Annotated in this window: 19 protein-coding genes; 11 read left to right on the forward strand and 8 right to left on the reverse strand. The window is 57.9% G+C overall.

Translation table 11 applies throughout. From position 1 onward, the window contains the following. Positions 1 to 146: 146 nt before the first annotated feature. The gene (locus HP15_RS13065; protein ID WP_014577905.1) at positions 147 to 1,733 is read right to left on the reverse strand and encodes an ABC-F family ATPase; all 1,587 of its coding nucleotides are present in this window, start codon (positions 1,731 to 1,733) and stop codon (positions 147 to 149) included. Between the two features lie 183 nt (positions 1,734 to 1,916). Here HP15_RS13065 and HP15_RS13070 point away from each other — a divergent pair, with 183 nt between their 5' ends. Both HP15_RS13070 and HP15_RS13075 read left to right on the forward strand, forming a co-directional pair. After that, the gene (locus tag HP15_RS13070) at positions 1,917 to 2,195 is read left to right on the forward strand and encodes a peptidylprolyl isomerase (RefSeq protein WP_008173912.1); all 279 of its coding nucleotides are present in this window, start codon (positions 1,917 to 1,919) and stop codon (positions 2,193 to 2,195) included. A 286-nt stretch (positions 2,196 to 2,481) separates the two neighbouring features. Further along, a complete protein-coding gene (locus tag HP15_RS13075) occupies positions 2,482 to 3,135 on the forward strand; it encodes a hypothetical protein (RefSeq protein WP_227499636.1) in 654 nt (217 codons plus the stop codon). On the opposite strand, the gene HP15_RS13080 is transcribed toward HP15_RS13075, so the two are convergent. After that, on the reverse strand, positions 3,132 to 4,313 hold the full coding sequence (locus HP15_RS13080; RefSeq protein ID WP_014577908.1) for a M24 family metallopeptidase: 1,182 nt from the start codon (positions 4,311 to 4,313) through the stop codon (positions 3,132 to 3,134). The genes HP15_RS13075 and HP15_RS13080 overlap by 4 nt on opposite strands. 97 nt (positions 4,314 to 4,410) lie before the next feature. Here HP15_RS13080 and HP15_RS13085 point away from each other — a divergent pair, with 97 nt between their 5' ends. Next, the gene (locus HP15_RS13085; RefSeq protein ID WP_014577909.1) at positions 4,411 to 5,490 is read left to right on the forward strand and encodes an MBL fold metallo-hydrolase; all 1,080 of its coding nucleotides are present in this window, start codon (positions 4,411 to 4,413) and stop codon (positions 5,488 to 5,490) included. Here HP15_RS13085 and HP15_RS13090 read toward each other — a convergent pair. Further along, entirely contained in the window at positions 5,462 to 6,292 is an 831-nt protein-coding gene (locus HP15_RS13090) for a DUF2059 domain-containing protein (RefSeq protein ID WP_014577910.1), read from the reverse strand. The genes HP15_RS13085 and HP15_RS13090 overlap by 29 nt on opposite strands. 99 nt (positions 6,293 to 6,391) lie before the next feature. Between HP15_RS13090 and HP15_RS13095 the strand changes: the two genes are divergently transcribed. Next, positions 6,392 to 7,099, forward strand: a complete 708-nt coding sequence (locus tag HP15_RS13095; RefSeq protein WP_014577911.1) for a transglycosylase SLT domain-containing protein — start codon at positions 6,392 to 6,394, stop codon at positions 7,097 to 7,099. Between the two features lie 6 nt (positions 7,100 to 7,105). Here the strand turns inward: HP15_RS13095 and HP15_RS13100 are convergent, their stop codons facing one another. After that, entirely contained in the window at positions 7,106 to 8,005 is a 900-nt protein-coding gene (locus HP15_RS13100) for a LysR family transcriptional regulator (RefSeq protein ID WP_014577912.1), read from the reverse strand. 148 nt (positions 8,006 to 8,153) lie between these two features. On the opposite strand from HP15_RS13100, the gene HP15_RS13105 reads away from it, so the two are divergent. Beyond that, positions 8,154 to 8,348, forward strand: coding sequence for a hypothetical protein (locus HP15_RS13105; protein ID WP_014577913.1), 195 nt, complete (start codon positions 8,154 to 8,156; stop codon positions 8,346 to 8,348). A gap of 117 nt (positions 8,349 to 8,465) precedes the next feature. Here HP15_RS13105 and HP15_RS13110 read toward each other — a convergent pair whose 3' ends face one another. After that, positions 8,466 to 10,148 (reverse strand): AMP-binding protein, encoded by a 1,683-nt coding sequence (locus HP15_RS13110; protein ID WP_014577914.1) that lies wholly within the window; start codon positions 10,146 to 10,148, stop codon positions 8,466 to 8,468. Between the two features lie 341 nt (positions 10,149 to 10,489). Next, positions 10,490 to 10,918, reverse strand: coding sequence for an Lrp/AsnC family transcriptional regulator (locus HP15_RS13115; protein ID WP_014577916.1), 429 nt, complete (start codon positions 10,916 to 10,918; stop codon positions 10,490 to 10,492). A 118-nt stretch (positions 10,919 to 11,036) separates the two neighbouring features. Between HP15_RS13115 and HP15_RS13120 the strand changes: the two genes are divergently transcribed. Continuing rightward, a complete protein-coding gene (locus HP15_RS13120) occupies positions 11,037 to 12,158 on the forward strand; it encodes an arginine N-succinyltransferase (protein ID WP_041645446.1) in 1,122 nt (373 codons plus the stop codon). After that, positions 12,148 to 12,954 carry a DUF1338 domain-containing protein gene (locus tag HP15_RS13125; protein WP_014577918.1) on the forward strand — a complete coding sequence of 269 codons (807 nt, stop codon included), beginning with the start codon at positions 12,148 to 12,150 and terminating at the stop codon, positions 12,952 to 12,954. Before HP15_RS13120 ends, HP15_RS13125 begins: the two co-directional genes overlap by 11 nt. A gap of 22 nt (positions 12,955 to 12,976) precedes the next feature. Here HP15_RS13125 and HP15_RS13130 read toward each other — a convergent pair whose 3' ends face one another. After that, on the reverse strand, positions 12,977 to 13,633 hold the full coding sequence (locus tag HP15_RS13130) for a protein-L-isoaspartate(D-aspartate) O-methyltransferase (protein WP_014577919.1): 657 nt from the start codon (positions 13,631 to 13,633) through the stop codon (positions 12,977 to 12,979). A gap of 190 nt (positions 13,634 to 13,823) precedes the next feature. Here HP15_RS13130 and HP15_RS13135 point away from each other — a divergent pair, with 190 nt between their 5' ends. Beyond that, positions 13,824 to 14,489 carry an AbiTii domain-containing protein gene (locus HP15_RS13135; protein ID WP_008173893.1) on the forward strand — a complete coding sequence of 222 codons (666 nt, stop codon included), beginning with the start codon at positions 13,824 to 13,826 and terminating at the stop codon, positions 14,487 to 14,489. Between the two features lie 17 nt (positions 14,490 to 14,506). Here the strand turns inward: HP15_RS13135 and HP15_RS13140 are convergent, their stop codons facing one another. Beyond that, on the reverse strand, positions 14,507 to 15,283 hold the full coding sequence (locus tag HP15_RS13140) for a TSUP family transporter (RefSeq protein ID WP_008173891.1): 777 nt from the start codon (positions 15,281 to 15,283) through the stop codon (positions 14,507 to 14,509). 96 nt (positions 15,284 to 15,379) lie between these two features. Here HP15_RS13140 and HP15_RS13145 point away from each other — a divergent pair, with 96 nt between their 5' ends. The 3 genes from HP15_RS13145 (at position 15,380) to HP15_RS13155 (ending at position 20,156) form a co-directional block, all read left to right on the forward strand. After that, on the forward strand, positions 15,380 to 17,257 hold the full coding sequence (locus HP15_RS13145) for a methyl-accepting chemotaxis protein (RefSeq protein ID WP_014577920.1): 1,878 nt from the start codon (positions 15,380 to 15,382) through the stop codon (positions 17,255 to 17,257). An 85-nt stretch (positions 17,258 to 17,342) separates the two neighbouring features. After that, the gene (locus HP15_RS13150) at positions 17,343 to 18,404 is read left to right on the forward strand and encodes a PA0069 family radical SAM protein (RefSeq protein WP_014577921.1); all 1,062 of its coding nucleotides are present in this window, start codon (positions 17,343 to 17,345) and stop codon (positions 18,402 to 18,404) included. A 63-nt stretch (positions 18,405 to 18,467) separates the two neighbouring features. Continuing rightward, positions 18,468 to 20,156: a L,D-transpeptidase family protein gene (locus HP15_RS13155; protein WP_041645448.1), complete on the forward strand. Its 1,689-nt coding sequence runs from the start codon at positions 18,468 to 18,470 to the stop codon at positions 20,154 to 20,156. The last annotated feature ends 32 nt before the right edge of the window (positions 20,157 to 20,188 follow it).

Consider the following 20,188-nt stretch of genomic DNA (forward strand, 5'->3'; position numbering starts at 1 on the left):
AGCCGGGGAGGGCTGTCCAAAACTGTGCGGAGCCAGGGATGGCGGAGCCCAAGCGTCACATGGATGTGCCGCAAGGAGCGTGTTTTGGACAGCCCTCCCCGGCTGCCCAGTCTCCGAAACCTGGGCCTAAGAAGAGCCTCAGAGGCTCACAAATACCCCTGGCTACGAAGGTAATCATCATAGGAGCCGCTGAAGTCAGTCACCCCATCAGCCTTAAGCTCAATAATTCGAGTCGCAAGCGAAGAAACAAACTCCCGATCATGGCTGACGAAAATCAGTGTACCCGGATAGTTCTCCAGCGCCAGGTTCAATGCCTCGATGGACTCCATATCCAGGTGGTTCGTGGGCTCATCCATCAGCATCACATTGGGCTTCTGCAGAATCAGCTTGCCGAACAGCATCCTGCCCTGCTCGCCGCCCGAGATCACCCGCACCGATTTCCAGATATCGTCACCGGAGAACAGCATGCGGCCCAAAGTACCGCGCACCAGCTGCTCGCCGCCCTTGGTCCACTGGGCCATCCAGTCGGTCAGGGTTTCATCCTCGGCAAAGTCCGCCGTGTGGTCCTGGGCGAAGTAGCCCACTTCCGCACTGTCGGTCCACTTCACCTCGCCACTGTCGGGCGTAAAGGCCCCTGACATACATTGCAGAAGCGTGGTTTTGCCGATGCCGTTGGGACCAATGATGGCGATTCGCTCACCGGCTTCGACCTGCAGGTTCAGATTCTTGAACAGGGGCTTATCATCAAAGCCCTTGGTCATGTTCTTGAGAGTCACCGCCTGGCGGTGAAGTTTCTTGCCCTGTTCAAAACGGATAAACGGGCTCACCCGACTTGAGGGCTTCACCTCTTCCAGCTGGATCTTGTCGATCTGGCGGGCACGGGAGGTAGCCTGCTTGGCCTTGGAGGCGTTGGCCGAAAAGCGGCTGACAAACTGCTGTAGTTCGGCAATCTGCGCCTTTTTCTTGGCGTTGTCCGACAGCATACGCTCGCGAGCCTGGGTGGCGGCGGTCATGTATTCGTCGTAGTTGCCCGGGAACAGGCGCAGTTCGCCATAGTCCAGATCCGCCATGTGGGTGCACACGCTGTTCAGGAAGTGGCGGTCGTGGGAAATGATAATCATGGTGCTGTTGCGGGCCACCAGTATGTTTTCCAGCCAGCGGATGGTGTTGATGTCCAGGTGGTTGGTGGGCTCGTCCAACAGCAACACATCGGGATCGGAGAACAGCGCCTGGGCCAGCAACACCCGCAGCTTCCAGCCCGGTGCCAGCGCGCTCATCGGGCCGTTGTGTTGCTCCAGCGGAATATCCAGGCCAAGCAACAGCTCGCCGGCGCGGGCATCGGCGGTATAGCCGTCCATTTCAGCGAACTGGACTTCCAGGTCCGCGACCGCCATCCCGTCTTCTTCGCTCATCTCGGGCAGGGAATAGATCCGATCACGCTCTTTCTTGACGTTCCAGAGTTCCTCATGGCCCATGATCACGGTATCGATCACCGAGCAATCCTCATAGGCAAACTGGTCCTGGCGCAGTTTGCCCAGCCGAACATTGGGCTCCAGCATGACCTGGCCGGCGGAGGGCTCGAGATCGCCACCCAGGATTTTCATCAGTGTGGACTTGCCACAGCCATTGGCCCCGATCAGGCCATAGCGATTACCGTTACCAAATTTGGCGGAGACGTTTTCAAACAGGGGTTTAGCCCCGAATTGCATGGTGATATTGGCGGTGGAGATCAAGAAACAAACCTGTCGATGTGGGGCCGGGCATGCGCCGGCGAAAAGAAAGCCGGCATTGTACAGGTTTGCCCGGTGGACTGTGAGGCCGCAGAAACACGGATAAAAAGGGCTTGCCTCTGACGAACTCTGCGGGCAGCATTCCGGTTCTGATGTATACATTCATCCGACACAAGGACATTGATCATGGCACAGGCTACAGCGCGCCACATTCTGGTAGACAGCGAAGCGAAATGCGAAGAACTGAAAAAGGCGATTGAAGGCGGACAGGACTTTGCCGAAGTGGCAAAGCAGCACTCCTCCTGCCCCTCCGGTCGCAACGGCGGAGATCTTGGCTCCTTTGGCCCGGGCCAGATGGTTCCCGAGTTCGACAAGGCGGTTTTCAACGGTGAACTGAACACCGTTATCGGTCCGGTCAAGACCCAGTTTGGTTATCACCTGCTGGAAGTGACCAGCCGCAGCTGATGATTCCTGGTTCCATACCGGGACTGCAAACCACCGGCCGGCGGCTACCGCTGCTGGCCGGTGCCGCTTCTCTGCTCATCGCGCCTTTCCTGTTTGTCGGCGGGCCTCGGGGCCACTCCTCAAATCGGCCTGGAACCTTGGCCACATCCTTCTGTTTGCACTACTCACTCTGGCGGTCAGACCCTGGCAGTGGCTAAGTGGCTGGCGTCTCTGGCTCGCTGTTACCGTCGTCTTGCTGGTGCTCGGAATTGGTATCGAGTTGATCCAGGGCGGACACAATCGCGACATGGATGGGCGGGACCTCCTGCGCAACCTGATTGGCAGTTGGCTGGTTATCGCATGGCGCCCCTTGTTTACATCAGAGCGGCGAAACTCTCTCGGCGAGGGCCTGGTGGCCGCATCCGTTGCGCTGCTACTGTGTTTTGAGCTGGGAGCTACCGGCATGGTGGCTGCCCGGCAATGGCAGGTACACGAACAACTTCCTCTGCTATACGATTTCACCCACCAGGATCCCGGCGCATTCTGGACCGGCAGGCTCACGGTCTCTGCCGACCACTCGCTGAATAATGCGCAGAGCCTGAAACTTGATCTGGGCACTGAAACCTACTCGGGGGTCTCACTCAACAATCTCCCGGCCGATTGGCGTGATTACGAGACACTGAGCATTACCCTGTTCAATCCCTCAACCGCTCCCCTGACGCTGACGCTTCGAATCAATGACGTAGCCCATGACCGCAGCGATCATGCCTACAACGACCGCTACAACACCCGCCTGACCCTGGGTCCTGGTGCCAATACCTTCACCCGGAAACTGGCCGACATCAAGAACGCTCCCGATGGCCGGTCCATGGATATGTCCCAAGTCAGAAGAATAGGGCTTTTTGCGGTTCGCCTGCCCGAGCCACGCACTGTTTATCTGTTGGATCTGAGACTGGACTAACCGAGCGTCCAGGGATTATCGGTTATCGGTTCGGCGCCAGCGTCGGTAACCAGAATCGTCTCACTACACCCAATGCCCCATTGCCCGGGAATACGCAAACAGATGGGCAGGTGGAAAACCATGCCCGGTCGAAATTCCACATTGCCACCCCTGGCGATGAAGCCCGAGCCCTCCACCCAGGATGGCGGGAACTGCGCGCCCACCGTGTAGCCAAATACCCCGGAGAAAAACACCTTTCCGGCCAATGGCTGAAGCGCCTTCTCGGCGTTCTGGGCGGCCTCGTCGAAAGTGACTCCCGGGCGGATCGACGTCAGCAGGGTATCCACAATCCGACGGCAGCTGTCATGGACCCGACGCATTTCAGCCGATGGCTCGCCACCAGCAACAACGGTCTGCATCATGGGTGCGGTGTAGCGGTTCCAGGCCGAGCCGAATTCCAGAAAAACAGGGTCGCCTTTTTGCACCACCATACGTTTGTGATTGCAGTGGATCACGCTGCTGCGACGGCCGGTAACAACAATTGGCTGCATGCTCATGAATTCACTGCCGGCCGCCAGCAGCGCCCTGGCGCCTTCGGCGGCAATGTCATTATCAGTGACGCCCGGCTGGACCGCGGCCACGGCCGCCCTGAAACCTTCGGCTGTTATCCGGGCGCTTTCACGCAGGCACCGGATTTCGGCATCGGACTTGACGATCCGGATCTGCTTCAACAGACCGCCGTTGTTCATAAATCTTACTCCGGGCATCCGAGCTTGCAGGCCTTCCAGCACGCCCTGGCGCAGAGAGCCATGCCAGGCATCAATACCCACGGTCTCCACGCCGTCGTTCAGGGCCTGAACCAGTGGTTCCAATACCTCGCCGATGCCTTCCCACCGGTATCCGCTGACCCGGGCGACCCGGGTTGTCATCATCGCAGGCCCCATCTCGATGGACGGCACCTGCAAAAGCAGGTCCTCCTGGGTAACCACCAGGGCCACGTGAACGGATACTTCAAAAGTGCTATAGCCGGTCAGGTAAAAAATATCCGAAGGATCGGTCAACAGCAGGGCGCCAAAATCCTCCCGGGCCATCCCATCCCGGACACGAGCAAGTCGCTCGTCGAACTCCTGCTCCGGAAACGGACACTCCAGCCCCCTCAGTTGTGAGGACAAGGCTTCCTGATAGGCATTGAAATCCATAACGACACTCCTCACTCGCATATACTAGGGAGATTGGACCCTATTCTGGCTTTGCACAAATCGCACTCACCAAATAATTCAACAATCGGGAGAGCCTATGGACCGCGAGCAACAGGGTAACGGTGCCGTCCAGGTCAGTGTTGAATTGGGAGCGCTGACCAGCGTTGCCAACGACCCGCAAGTGGCAGTCCGTGTCGGCCCCGTGGTTGCCTCCCTGGTGAACGGTGTGTGTGGCGACCCGTTGTTGCAGCTCCGGCTTCTGCACCAATCCCGCAGCCTGCTGTTTGATCTGGGAGATACCGGTCGGATGCCGCTAAGGTCCGCGCATCAGGTGACCGACATTTTCATCACCCATTGCCACGCCGATCACATTGGCGGTTTCATGTGGTTCCTGCGCAGCCGGATCGGCTACTTTCCGCCCTGCCGGCTGTTCGGCCCGCCCGGCCTGATGCGGCACATTGCCGGAATGATCAGTGGCATCCTGTGGGATCGTGTGGAAGACCGTGGCCCCAGATTCGTGGTGCACGAATGCCATGGCGACCACCTGAAACGCTGGGAAATCACCGCTGGCGACACCGCTCCCACGCCTCTGGAAGACCAGGCCACACCAGACGGGGTTTTGCTCCGGGAACCGGACTTCCAGATTCGTGCAGCCATGCTAGACCACGGCACGCCTGTTCTCGCTTTCGCCTGGGAACCCTTTGGCAAGCTTCAGGTTCGCAACGACCAGTTGCAGGCTGAGGGCCTGAAACCCGGCGCCTGGCTGCACGATTTGAAAATGGCTGTGCTGCGCCAGCGGCCGGACGAACTGATCTCGCCGGACACAGGGCGCACGCTGCGCGCCGAAGACCTGGCCAGGAAGCTGCTGATTCAGGCGCCGGGGGAAAAGGTGGTCTACGGAACGGATTTCGCCGATACGCCCGAGAACATCCGCAAAATGACGGAACTGGCGGAAGGTGCCCACACGCTGTTCTGCGAGGCCTCATTCATGGCCGCAGATGAAGCGCAGGCCCGGCACACCCACCACCTGACCACAAGGGCCTGCGCGCGCATCGCTGAAGCGGGACAGGTCCGGCAGCTGATTGCCTTCCACTTCTCACATCGCTATGACCGGAGGCGGGACGAAGTGTACCGGGAACTGAAGGGATTCACTGACCGCCTGGTGATTCCGGACTGACAAACCGCGACATCTGCTTGCCTATGCTTTCCACCGGCTCGGTAATCGCCTGCTGGATGCTGTTGGTTACAACTTTCGAGAAAGCCGAGCCGGCAGAGCTCTCCAGGAACTCCAGATAGAGATCCATCTCCTGGGCACCGATGTTCTGGTAGGTATACAGATAGCTGTCGTAAACCTGCTGACCTACCACGCCCCTGAGCATGCTGCGCTGGCTTTCAATGCGTTGGCGCAGCTGCTCGTAATTGGCCGAATCACTGCTGAACGCCGCCATTGCCGTTGCCAGGCCGAGCTGCACTGCGATCGTTGTATCCACCGCGCTTTCTGTGGCCCGCGCAGCCCGATCAAACCGATCGAACATTTCCGCTTTGCGCGTGCCCTTGTACCGGCTGTTCAATTCCATGGCACTGGACTGGATTTTCGGCCAGGCCGAGGGTTCCGAAGCTGCAATCTCGGCCGAAGAAATCTTTCTGGCCACAGGGGTTTCGTACCAGTCATGGACTGCCTGGAGCTGCGAATCCGTGAGTTTGGCTTGCAGATCTTTAATGATCTGCTGCTCGATATCCACGGAATTGAAACCGCTGCTCACGATGTTCCCGATGGTATTGGCCATCATTGGAGGAAGCTGACCATTCTGTTTGAGTCCTTCCCGGATTCCCTGGCTCATCATGGCCGGGTAACGGGCCACGATATCGTCAACAGGCGATACTTCCAGCACCTGGCGGGCATCCGGCGCTGCCTGGGCAGTACCAGTAGCAAGAAGTGCTTTGATTAAAAGAGGTTTAATTATGGGAAATCGCGTCATTTACCTATCATCCCGAGTGAATCATTGATTCCCTTATGCCATGGGTTCGAGGCAGGCAGCAAGCAATCCCGCGGCCCTGGAGATGACGGTTTGGTAGGAATGCGAAAGAAACGTACCCGCAAGACCAGAAGTCGGCAACTGACTCTGGAAACCTGGAAAAGCCGGGCAAGATGGTATGGGCTTCCAATGCTGGGGCTGCTGATGGGTCTCTGGGCAACGCTCCGCTTCAGCCTGTTGGCACCGGATCCTCCGGCAAACCCGGAGAACATCTGTGAAATCTTCCGGGAACACCCGGTGTGGTATGACTACGCCAACGACTCCAGGCAACGCTGGGGCACACCCATCGCCACCCAGTTAGCGTTTGTCTATTACGAGTCGTCATTCCGCAGCCATGCGCGTCCACCACGCACACTGCTCTGGGGCTTTATTCCCTGGACCAGGCCCACAACCGCATACGGTTATGCCCAGGCCCTCGACCCGGCCTGGCGGGAATACCTGCAGGCCAATGGCGAAGGCTGGTTCACCGTTCGCACCGACATGGAACACGCGCTGGATTTCGTGGGCTGGTACAACCAGCTAAGCCACCGGCAGCTTGGCATTCCCTTCTCGGCGCCCAGAAAGCTGTACCTTGCCTACCACGAAGGCCGGGGCGGATATGCCCGCAGAAGCTTCGAAGAGAAACCGGACGTGATGGATCTGGCCGCCCGGGTACAGACCCGGGCTTTCCGATACGACAATCAGCTGAAAACCTGCGAGCAGGAATTCCAGTGCTGGCGCTGGTACCAGTTCTGGCCGTTCTGCGGCTGACGCTCGTCAGAAAGCGGAAGAAATCTCCATCTGGGACTCCAGCGACTGCAGGCGTTCCACCAGATACTCCATAACGATACGGACCCGGGCCATTTGCTGGGTATCCTGGTTGACGTGCAGCCAGAGATCCACGCTCTCACCCTCCAGCGGGTCCGACAGGCGGCGGAGTTCACGAGTGCTCTCCCCCAGATAGCAGGGCAAAACCGCCAGGCCGGCACCGGCTTTCGCCAGCGCGTGCATGGATTGCAGGCTGTTGCAGCGAATGAAAGAGGTAACGTTCTTCAACTGTTTTCTGTACCACCGGCCCGTCGCCAGATGGCTGAAGGTTTCATCCGGTATGATCCAGAGGCAACCTTCCGGACGGTTTTCCACGTCCATGTCACGATGCCGCCGGCAATAGCGGGCCGACCCGTAAACGGCGGATTCGATGGAGGCGATTCGCTCGCCTTCCAGAGTTGCCTGCGGCTTGTTCTCGGGCCGCAAGGTGAGATCCGCTTCCCGATGGCTGAGGTTCGCCACATCGTTATCAGTAAGCGTCTCCAGCTCGATATCCGGGAACTCCCGAACCAGCTCGGCCAGGATCGGGCTGAGCAGCGCGCTCATCATTGCGTCTTCAGCCGCCAGCCTGACTTTCCCCACCGGCGCCGAATCCTGCCCGACCAGTTTGCGCTCGAGATTTTCCATCTCGATGGCCAGCCGATCCGCCTCCCGGAACGCGGTCTCCCCCACGGGGGTGAGCTGAAGTCCATCCCGGCTGCGTTCAAAAAACTGCACACCCATCGACTCTTCCATCTGGTCGAGTCGCCGTAAAACTGTGGTTTGGTGCACACCCAGTAATTCGCCGGCCTTGGCTAGCGTTCCGCCTATTGCCAGCGCCCGTATATATCGAAGATAATCCCAATCCATAGTTACTGCATATTTGCAACGTGAGTACGGATTTTAACGTATTCAAACTGCAAATAAGAACCCTTAGAATCGCTTTTAAATTAAAGGTAGATCCCTAACTAACCTACCTACCAAAATCAATACACTCATTAAAAAGGAGGAAGGCGCTATGACTCAGAACCATATCGCAACCGTAAACCCGCTGCCGTCCAGTATCCTCCACAACAGTGCTGAGGTCAGGCGCCAGTATACCCGTGCTGCGGCAAAGCAGGCGGTACAGTTTTTCAGTCGCAAGGTGCGGAGCTTCAACCGGAAAGCAGCAAACGTTGCTCCGGACATGAGCCAGATGCAGGGCGGCCACTAAAACGGCAGCCGAATCTGGCATGAGCGGGGAGATCGCTCAGGCTGAGAACAGAAAGAACATAAGGATTTGAAAACGCCGTTGGCTCCCAGGGAACCAACGGCGTTTTACGTTAGCGGATCAGAATTCCCAGACGACTTTTTTCTTCTGGCTGAACCAGTCGTCCATCTTCTGGTTGTAGAAATCTTCTATCACATTCCGCTTGATCTTCATGGTCGGCGTCAGCATGCCGTTTTCCATAGTCCAGGGCTCCCGAACCACCACGACAAAAGCTACCTTCTCGTGGGACTCGCACTCCGCGTTCACCGCCTCCAGTTCGGCCGCAAGTTCCTGCTCGAGCTCACCGCGATCCATTCCGGTCTCCAGTTCATCCCTGGCCTCTTCCGACAGCAGGACCATCAGGCAAGGCTGCGGCTGGTTGGCACCGGCCACACAGACCACTTCGGCCTTTGGATGATTAAACCGGTTTTCGATGGGCACCGGCACCACGTACTTGCCTTTGGAGGTTTTGAACAGATCCTTTACCCGGCCTGTGATGCGGAGGGTGCCGTCCCGATCGATCTCGCCCATATCTCCGGTTTTCAGGAAGCCATCCTCGGTGAGGTCCTCCTTGGTTTTCTCCTCATTCTTGTAGTAACCCAGCATCTGGCCCGGGCTTTTAACCTGGACTTCTCCGCCCTCTCCGATGCGGTGCTCAACCCCTGGATTCGCCATACCTACCGAACCGGCGCGAGCCTGGCCTGGTCGGTTGGCGTGAGAATAGCCGAAGTTTTCCGACATCCCGTACACTTCCAGCAGCTCGAGCCCAAGGTTGCGATACCAGTTAACGATGTCCGCTGACAGCGGCGCTGCGCCGGTCAGGGCTGCCCGACAATAATCCAGCCCCAGCTGTTTCAAGACCTTCTTCTTCACAAGGCCGCTGATAATGGGGAGACTGAAGAGCAGCTTCTGCTTTTTGGGCGGCAGTTTGGCGTTTACACCAAGATAGAACTTCATCCACAGGCGCGGGACCGAGAAAAACAGCGTCGGCCTTGCCCGCTGCAGGTCCTCCTGGAAGGTATCCAGGGAATTCGCAAAATAGAGATGAAAGCCATAGTAGAGGGACTGCGTTTCGACAGCTGCCCGCTCAGCCACGTGAGCCAGGGGCAGGTAAGAAAGCATGCGCTCGTCAGAGGAAACCGGGAACAGCTGCTGCAGGCCATCAGCTACTGAAATCATGGTCCGGAAGCTGTGCATGACGCCCTTGGGGCGGCCGGTGCTGCCGGAGGTATAGACAATCGTGGCTAGGTTATCCGGATTCGGCAGCTTGGGCTGCGCAGGCGACTGTTCGGCCACAATCTCCGACCACTTGGGCGTATCGTCCCGTGGCGACAGGGGCAGGGAAATGAGCGGCAAGTCTGCCGGAATGTGGTTCTTGATGTCGTTCCAGCCGTCCGCGGTCCCGTCCAGTTTTCCGAGGAACAGGAGCTTTGCCTCACTGTGCTCTAGAACGTAGGCAGCAGTATCTCCGTTGAGCGTGGGATAAAGTGGCACCGAAACATGGCCTGCCGCCCAGATCGCCAGATCGGCCAGGATCCAGTGCGCGCTGTTTTTTCCGAGGATACTGATATTGCTGGGTTCCGGAAGCTTCAGGCTGTCAAGGTAAGCCGCCATGCGGGATACCTGATCGGCTGCTTCTCTCCAGGTAATATCTTCCACCCGGCCATCCGGGTAAGGCTGAGTGAGGTAAACGTTGTCGGGGGTTTCCTCTGCCCAGTAATACAGGCAATGGAGTGAGGTCTGCTTCCGGGGGTCTACCGCCATAAACGGCTCCTTTTTGTTATTGTCCTTCGTGTTTAGGTCATGCCATTGCGATTCATACTAGCGTCATTTCAGACCTGCTCAATAGCAATTAGTGCCCGCGCCATTGGCAAATTAATCCTCGCCCGAGAACTGTTACTCAAAATTTTTCGTAACATTTGTCAAGTTTGAGCTAGTGTGAAGGGTGTACACCCTCCTTTTCGAGCAAATTGGATGTAGCCATGAGCAAACCAAAACGTTCGTTTTTAATCTTTCCGGCCTGGGGCATCATTCTTCTGGGTTCCGGTGCCTTTTTCTACAGCGCCTATGCGGGCATGCTGGGCACCTGACCCGGGAAAACCGTTTTAACGCCGAAACCGGGTTTCGAGGACAACGGCAGAGTTGGTCCTCTCAACTCCCTCAAGGTTGCCAATGTCATCCAGCACGGCGCTCAGTTCCTCCAAGGACTGGGCTTGAACAATGGCAATAAGGTCGTACTCCCCACTGACGGAAAACAGCTGCGATACCTGGCTGATTTGCTCCAGGGCAGCATTGGTTCTGCCGGTGAGCTTCTGGAACACCTTGATCGATACATGAGCCTCCACCTGGCTCGCCGAAAACTCACCCCCCAACTGAACCGAGTAACCACGGATGACACCGCTGGCCTCCAGCCGCGCGATACGGTTCTGCACCGTCGACCGTGACACATGCATGGCTTTGGCGAGCTCGGTGACACTGGCCCGGGCATTCTGCCGCAGCAGCATTAGCAGTTTCTGGTCCCGTGAACTGATCATATTGCCAAACCTACTTTACAGTTTGCATCCATTGTAGATCATTTCGATCATTCTGCAGCTGCATTATGGCGCTGACGGCTTTCATACTGGGCCCAAAACAATGCCCAGGAAGATCGCCATGATAATTCGACCGATTACCCCCAAGGATCTTGACGCCCTGATGCAGATCGCAGTGGAATCCGGCCCCGGCTTCACCTCGCTGATGCCGGATCGCGATGCCCTGAGCCGCAAGATCGATCATTCGGTTGAGAGCTTTGCACGGACTGTGACCACTCCCGGCGATGAGCATTATCTTTTTGTGCTTGAAGACAGTGCGACCGGCCAGATTATGGGGACCACCGGCATAGAAGCTGCTGCTGGCTTATCCCGCCCGCTCGTGCATTTCCGCCGTAACGCGGTTATCCATCACGAGGAAGATCCCCGGAAACGTCACGCCGAGGAAAGCCTTACCCGATGCCAGCATTACACCGGTTGCACCGAGGTATGCTCGCTGTATCTTCGGCCCGGATTTCGCCGGGCCAATGCGGGCAAGCTCCTGTCCCGGGTTCGATTTCTGTTCATGGCACTGCACCCGGAGCGTTTTGCGGACACCGTTATTGCAGAAATGCGCGGCGTTTCAGACCATGCCGGCCGATCCCCGTTCTGGGACTGGCTCAAACATCACGTAGCAGATCTTGATTTCATGTCTGCCACACAGCTGGCCTGCTGTGGCCAGAGCGGTTTTGTTGAACGCTTTATCCCCGCAACGCCATTGTTCACCCGGCAGATGACCGATGCAGCCAGGGCGGTTATCGGCCAGGTCCATGAAGATACGCGCCCTGCCCGACACATGCTGGAGCGCGAAGGTTTTCGCCACCGGGGCTTCGTGGATCTTCTGGATGGAGGGCCAACACTGGAGTGCGCCAGATCGGACATCGCCAGCGTGCGCGATACCCTTCTTACCCGCGCAAGGCTACAGAAAGGCAACCGGAGTTCCTGGAATATTGCTGGAAACACCGTTGGATCCGCTATAGTTGCCAATGCTGGCTGTTCAGGCTTCAGGGCTACGGTAACCGAGCAGGTCCTGCCGAACCCCGATGCCAATAGCCTGTCAGTGCCAGAGCAACTGGCGAACGAACTGAACCTTGGCGGATATAGCCTGGCCTGCTATCTGCCACTGGGCCAGTCCAGGGAAGAGTCACAGGGGCGTCAACAGCCCTGCCAAAAACCGGTTACTGAGGAGATTCGCTATGCACACTGATCCGGACACCCTGTTTGCGAGACTCTGGGAGTCGTACCGCCAGGTAACCCCTTCGGCCGATCGCATACATAAAATCCTGGGCGCCGAAGAGGGGCAGGCCATCGTCAACGACCACATTGCGCTTCGCACCTTCAACCTGGACCCTGTTCGGCTGGACGCTCTGGCAGAGCATTTTCTCAGCCTCGGCTATGAAGAAGGCGGCGAATACCACTTCGAGGCCAAAAAGCTTTATGCCCGCCACTATGAGCACCCCTCCCGGGAACTGCCCAAGGTGTTTATTTCCGAGCTGCTTGTAGAGCAATGCTCGCCGGAGCTGCAATCGGTGGTTAAAAGTCTTGTCGGCCAGGTAAAGCCGGAGGCGGTTACTGCCGATGATTTTCTCTATTCGGGACGCCATTGGGAGGTCGACTACGACACCTACCGCCAGCTGATGAAGGAAAGCGAGTACGCCGCCTGGATGGCCGCATGGGGCTACCGCGCAAACCATTTCACGGTCAGCATCAACCATCTGGAACAGTTCGGTTCGGTACCGGAAATCAATCAGTTGCTGAAAGATCATGGCTATACGGTGAATTCATCCGGCGGTGAAGTAAAAGGCTCCCCGGAAGACTTGCTGGAGCAGTCCTCAACCATGGCCGACAGGGTGCCGGTTACCTTTACCGACGAGACGGTAACCATACCCAGTTGTTTCTACGAGTTTGCCCTGCGTTATCCGAAACCGGATGGCCGGCTCTACTCGGGCTTCGTAGCGGCATCGGCCGACAAGATCTTCGAGAGCACGAACGCCGGCAGCTGAGTCTGCGTGCAAAGACTCGCGGTCACGACCACCCCTGTTCACCGATCAGGGGAACGAACCGGACTGCGCCGAGGTCCTCGGTCCGGAATTCGTTCTCTGTCAGCCGGGTAATACGTTCCAGCGACTGAACCGAATGCTCCGACCCCACCGGTATGACCAGGTGCCCGCCAACCGCCAGCTGATGCTTCAATGAGTCCGGCACCGCTGGCGCACCGGCAGCCACTATGATGCCATCGAAAGGCTGGTGTTCGGGCCAACCTGTCGTGCCATCGCCACAGCGAACCCGGACATTGTCAAACCCCTCGGCGGCCAGCGTTCGGGCTGCGCGATCGGCGAGTTCCTGAACCCGTTCGATACTGAACACCTCGCTTGCAATACAGCTCAGAACGGCAGCCGCGTAACCCGAACCTGTCCCGATATCCAGAACCCTTTCTCCACCCTCCAGATCCAGTGCTTCCGTCATCAACGCCACGATGTAAGGCTGCGAAATGGTCTGCCCCGCGCCTATCGGAAGAGGACCATCATCGTAGGCGCAGTCCTTCATGCGCTCGGGAATGAAGCGCTCACGCGGCACCCGACCCATGGCCTCCAGCACCAGCGGCGACCCGATTCCACGGGCTCGAAGCTGATAATCCACCATGGACGCTCTCTGCAACTCGAAGCCATTGTCCTGATTCATGACGCTCTTCCTTCCCCTGGTCTGGCTGCTTACCGGCCGTTACAAAGCAGTAACTTTTTTACAACGGCGCGCTTGAGATTATCTGTCTACTTTTTAGACATCGGTAATGACACATACAACCACCGAATGCCAAAAACAACAAACGGACAACGGGTCCACGAACCGGCCAACCCGTTGCCGAGGAGGAAAAATGTCGACATCGGTAAACCACCTCGACGAACGCACGCGGGACTCCGCAGAGCTGCTCGAAGAGATCATGCCCTCTGCCATTACCCTGGCCATGATGCTTCGTCACCGTAAAATGGCGGCCTGGCTACGCACCGAATTTGATGGATATCAGGATGTTGCTGCCGCACCGCCTTATCGTAGGCAGCTACACGGGCACATTGTTGCCAAATCCCCCCAGTATGGCTGGATCCCCGCTCCAGTAGATGATCAGCAAAAAGAGGAGTTCGGCTACATGGATCTGCTCGAGGGCGTGAAAGCTCTTGAGAAAACCTGTGTGAGTTGCAAAAAGGGCAACGGCAACCGGGTTTTGCTGGAAAAAGACGAGATGGCCGTGTTGCAGAAGCAGATCAACCTGACCGCCGAGCTGGCCATCAACCTGAGTCGCGACGTTTATTGCCGGCTCCTCAGGACCGTTCGGGCTGCAATCTACCTCTGGACCCAGGAACTGATGGCCGAGGGCATTGCCGGGGAGCACAACCACTACAGTCCGGACGAGCGCGCCAAAGTTGCGCATCTGGACGACCCCGAGAAGTTCTGGCGACGGGCCATGGACGAAGTCGACAGCCTGCCAATACCAGACGTGCGGGTGACCGGTTTCTTTGAACGGGTATTCGGGCGCGCAGGCTGAGCCTCGCGCCCTGGCTGCTACCAGAGCACGCTAACAATACCGACGCTGCTCACCAGCAGCAGCACGGTTCCCAGCAGACGGAAGAACACCGGAGTCTCCGCCTGGAGAATACGGTCATGGGCGTAGAGCCCGATTACGTGGCCGATGGCTGCGCATGGCAGCAGCCAGAGGTGATGGATAAGTTGCAGATCGATGCCGGCCCAGACGAAAGCGGCCATCTTGATCAGCACCAGAATGAACCAGAGCGCGAACAAGGTATCCCGCAGTTTTTCTTTGGGCAGGTGCTGGGCTGCCACGGCAATGATCAGGGGCGCACCGATCAGGGAAGTGCCACTGATGTATCCGCCCACCATGAGGAATATCGCGTCGACCGTTTTGCTGCCACTGCGAAAAGGTCGGTTGATGATGTAGGAAACAGAATAAAGCGCCACGATAACGAAAATGATGGCACTCAGGATGTCACTGGGCATGGTAATCAACCCGAATACACCAATCAGCTTGGGCACAATCATGATGGCGAGGATCCGCCACAGGTATTGCCAGTCGACAGTGCCCGAGCCCGCCTCACGTTGCTTCCCTGCCCCGGTGCGATTGTTCATCCAGATTGTCAGGGATGAAAACACCAGAAGGTGGACCGCAATGATCGGCAGAAAGACGAGCGGTTGATCAAGAACCAGTAACAGAAATGGCAGGGACAGAACGGCGCCACCGAATCCCAGCCCGGAGCGGACAAAACCACTCCAGACGAAAATCAGGGCAATCAGCAGATATTGGTAAATCGCGAGATCAGACATGGATTCCCGGTTGTCGTCAAAAGGGCCGTCGTTTATCCGGAACTGGTCTAAGCTCAGTTAGTTGCGAAGAAAAACAACATTCCCCGGAGGATGTGAATGGCCCTGTCATGGAAACAGAAGTTCCTGCTGTTGATTGTTGCAACGCTGATTGGTCTGGCGATTGCCACTCTGGCCTCCCTGAGCGGGCTCGGCAAGGTATCTGACGCTTATGAGGCCCGAAGCGAAGCAAGAGCCTATGAATCCGCGTCCCTGACCCTGCTGAACGACTGGCTGGCACTCGAGAGAACGAGTGAAAATCTGGAACCTAACCAGGTTGAGAACTATCAGGAGAGACTGGCGTCGCTCGCGGCCCAGTCATCGGCACTCAGTGAATCCGCCGGAACCCTGCCGGGTGACGCGATAAAGACCACTGCACAACAAATCCAGGAGCAGGTTGCGGAGTATACCCGACTTCGCACCGAATGGCTGGCCCTGAATCAACAGCTGGGCCTCACTCCGTCCAGCGGTCTGAGAGCAACAATGTCCGAAGCGATAAACGACAGGCTTCGGCAAATCAGCATTTCCATCTTTAACGACGACATCAACACCATCGCCTCCACCTACCGCGACTACCTCTCTACCTTCGATGCGACCTACGCCGAGTCAACCCGTGAGGCCCTGGCGCGGATGCAGACCACCGTCACCGAGATGGACTGGCAGGAAATTGACATCGGCCAGGCTGTCCAGGCATTCGCCAATGCCTTTTCCGATGCCGAATCGCTCATCGCCAACCTGTCTGCCATTGAGAACCAACTGTCAGCCACCGGCACCCGTATTCGCGATCTGATTGCCGAGCAGAACACCCTCCTCCGCCAGGACATTATTGTGGCAACCAGCCAGCAGGCCGAAGAGGCCCGCGCCGCCTCGACCTGGCTGATCATTGCAACCGCTGCTGCGGTGGTGATTATCCTTATCCTGACCCTGACGACCGCCTCAAGAACCCTTGTGAAACGACTCAATGAGACCGTAAACCTGCTCACCCGGGTCGCCGGCGGTGACCTCAGTCAGCGCCTCGAGCCGGGCAGGAATCCGAACGATGAATTCAATCGCCTGGGCGAAGCGGCCAACAAGATGCTGGACGATGTCTCGGACGTTATCGGGCAAGTCGTCGAGGGTAACCGCACCCTGTCATCGCTTCAGGTTGAACTGGATGCTCTGGTAGAACAGATGGGCAGAAACGGCGAGCAAGTTGAAGACGAGACCGAGCAGACCGCCACTGCGGTTCAGGAAATCTCCCACACGGCGGTCGATATTGCCCAGTACACCCAGTCAGTCAATGACGCTGTTCAGAGCGCCAACGGTGCCGCCCATTCCGGTGCCGAGGTGGTCAGGCAAAGCGCCAAAACCATGACCGAACTGGCCGAAAGAATCCAGAAAACCCACGATCAGGTCAGCCAGCTGAGCAAAACCGGCGAGAAGGTCAACTCCATCGTTGGCGTAATCAACGGCCTGGCTGAACAGACCAACCTGCTGGCCTTGAATGCTGCGATTGAGGCGGCACGAGCCGGCGAGGCCGGACGCGGTTTCTCGGTTGTTGCCGACGAAGTTCGGTCTCTCGCAGAGAAGACCGTATCGGCAACCAACGGGATTGCCGAGATCGTGGAATCCCTCAACCGTGAAACCCAGGCCATTTCCAGACTGATGAAAGAGGGCCTGACTTCCGCAGGTGAGGGAGAGGAAAGCTCGAGAGAGGCGGCGCACTCGATCGAACAGATCACCGGCTCGATACAACAACTGGCTGGCGACATGAATCAGGTGGTGTCCTCTGTTGAGGGGATATCAACGACCACCGAGGAAATCGCCCAGAAGGTGGAGCAGATCCACGGGCACACCCGGGAAACCTCGGATATCCGCCAGAAGCTCAACGCCCATATCGGACGACTGTCATCCCAGGTAACCACCCTGACCCAGGCCTCACAGGGCTTCCGTCTGTAACAGTGGGCCCTGGACAGGTTGCACGGCAGGGTTCCAGGCGGTAGCATGTTCGATACTGTACATTTAAACAGTATCGAGCATACCCATGAAAACTCGCGCCACGGCCCTGAATCCCCACAACCGGTTCCAGCCCATTGTCACTGACCGGGAGGCAGGCCATGACTGGTATCACGACCCCGAAGACGACTTGAACCCCGATACGCTCGCTACGGAAGTCGTCCTTGAGACCGCAAAATCCATAATCAGTCGAAATACGTCGCCGGACGTGCCGTTCGACCAGTCGATCAATCCATACCGTGGCTGCGAGCATGCCTGCATTTACTGTTTCGCCCGCCCTACCCACGCCTATTGGGACATGTCACCGGGGCTGGATTTCGAAACCCGGCTGATCGCCAAACCCAACGCCGCCGCCCGTCTGAGAGAAGAGCTCGACAGGCCCGGCTACCGGGTGTCGCCCATCGCCCTGGGCGTCAATACGGATGCCTACCAGCCACTGGAGCGGGACCAGAGGATTACCCGCCAGGTGCTGGAAGTTCTGGCCGAGTATCGCCACCCGGTGTCGATCATTACCAAGGGCGCGCTCATCCTCAGAGACCTTGATCTGCTCCGCGAAATGGCTTCTGATGGGCTCTGCTCTGTGCGGATCAGCCTCACCAGCCTGAGCAACGACCTGAAACGACGCATGGAGCCGAGGACGGCCGCACCGGCCACCCGCCTCAAGATGATCAGGCAGCTCTCGGAGGCCGGCGTTCCGACCGGCATCATCCTCGGGCCGGTAATCCCCTTCATCAACGATCACGAAATCGAGTCGATTCTGGAGGCCGCGGCAGAGGCGGGCGCCACCCGTGCCAGCTGGATTATGCTGCGGTTACCCCATGAACTGGACGAGCTGTTCCAGGACTGGCTGCAGCGGCACTTCCCGCAAAGGGCCGAGCATGTGATGAACCGAATGCGCGACCTCAGGGGCGGGAAGAGTTATGACGCCACCTTCGGCCGCAGAATGACGGGCACGGGCCCTTACTCGGACCTGATTCGCCAGCGTTTCACCAAAAAAGCAAGGCGTTTGGGGCTGAACCTCCATGCAGAAGAACCGCTGCGAGGTGATCTTTTCCGGCGGCCAGGTGGGGAACAAATGCCGCTGTGGTAGCATCAGACTATTGCACCTTACCACCGCGATTAACGCCTCTCAGGGAAGAGGTGGAGAACACCCATGCATGGATTCAGACGTTTTTCCCTCGCCACAACAATGTTTGCCCTGCTGGGCACCCTCTGGCACCCCGTTTGCCTGGCAGCCGATGAAGCCATTGTTGCCAGGATTGAGGCCATGGAGGCCGGCTTCCCGGTTCAGGTGCTCGGAAGCCGGTTAATGGCCCACCAGGCACTGTCAGCCTTTTACGGGGCCAACGGATACCAGCCAGCATGGAAATCGGCTGAGCTTCGCCGGCAGTTGATTGATTCGGTTGAACAAGCCAGTCATGACGGTCTGAACCCGGCTGACTATCACGCGGATATTCTCTCGGGCCTGGCACTCAGACCCATGAGCGATTTCTCTGAAGACCTGAGGGCCGATCTGGATCTGCTGTTCTCTGATGCTTTTCTGATGCTCAGCTCACACATGCTGGTCGGCAAGGTCAACCCGCAGACGGTTCACGCCGAATGGACCGCCAACAGGCGCCAGCGCCAGATGGAATCCGTTTTAAAGGATGCGTTGCAGCGCTCGGATATCACCGGCACGCTGGATTCGCTGCGTCCCGCCGATCCCGCTTACCGAAAGTTGATGGCTGCAAGGCAGGACCTGACCAGACTGCTGGGCCAGCCCTGGTTACCTCTGGCGTTGAGCCCGACCATTCGCCCCGGCGACAGGGATGAGCGGCTCAATGAGGTCCGCCGACGACTCTCTCTATTGGGAGAGCTTGCAGAATCACCGGCAACGTTTTCAGATCCGCGTGACTACGACGCGGAGCTTGAATCTGCGGTCATGCGCTTCCAGGCTCGACATGGGCTTGAAGCCGATGGCCTTATTGGGAAGGACACCCTGACAGCACTGAACGTGATACCGGTGGAACGCCTGCGCCACATTGACGCCACGCTCGAACGATGGCGGTGGCTGCCAGAATCACTCGGCGACACCTATGTCCTGGTGAATATCGCCGGATTTGAACTGAAGATGGTGGAAAACGGCGCAGAAGTACTGCGCAAACGAGTGATCGTCGGTCAGCCCTTCCGCCAAACGCCGGTGTTCAGCGATCGCATCCGGTACCTGGTGTTCAATCCCACCTGGACCGTACCGCGAACGCTGATGATTCAGGATCAATTGCCCCGGATTCTCCGCGATCCGAACTATCTCTCCCGACTCAATATCAGCGTTTACCGTGGCTGGGGCGCTGACCGGGAAAGAGTGGACCCGCTGGAGGTTGACTGGCCATCACTGAATCGGAACAACTTCCCGTACCAGTTGGTGCAGGAACCCGGCCCTCAGAATGCCCTGGGTCAGATCAAGTTCATGTTTCCGAACCAGTACGATGTTTACCTGCACGATACGCCGGGGCGCGGCCTGTTTTCCCGGGCCGAGCGTTCATTCAGCTCTGGCTGCATCCGGGTTGAGCAACCTTTTGATCTTGCAGAACGACTTCTGGCGTCGGCGCCCGACTGGTCCCGCGAAAAGATTGACCGGGTGGTTTCCGAGGCACAACCCCAGACTGTCGTGCTCCCGGAGCCGGTGCCTGTGCACATCCAATACTGGACCTCCTGGGTAGATAACGAGGGCAGGCTGCAGTTCCGCAATGATCTGTACAACCGCGATGCCCGCCTGATTGATCAGCTCCGTGGAACCGCCGAGGGGGATACGCGCTACAATACTCCGGTAGCCGGCTCGGGCCCGGCACAGGACAAGCTCTGAAACAGGATACGCGCATCAGTTGAGGAGATATC

The sequence above is a fragment of the Marinobacter adhaerens HP15 genome (genome assembly GCF_000166295.1).
GTDB lineage: Bacteria > Pseudomonadota > Gammaproteobacteria > Pseudomonadales > Oleiphilaceae > Marinobacter > Marinobacter adhaerens.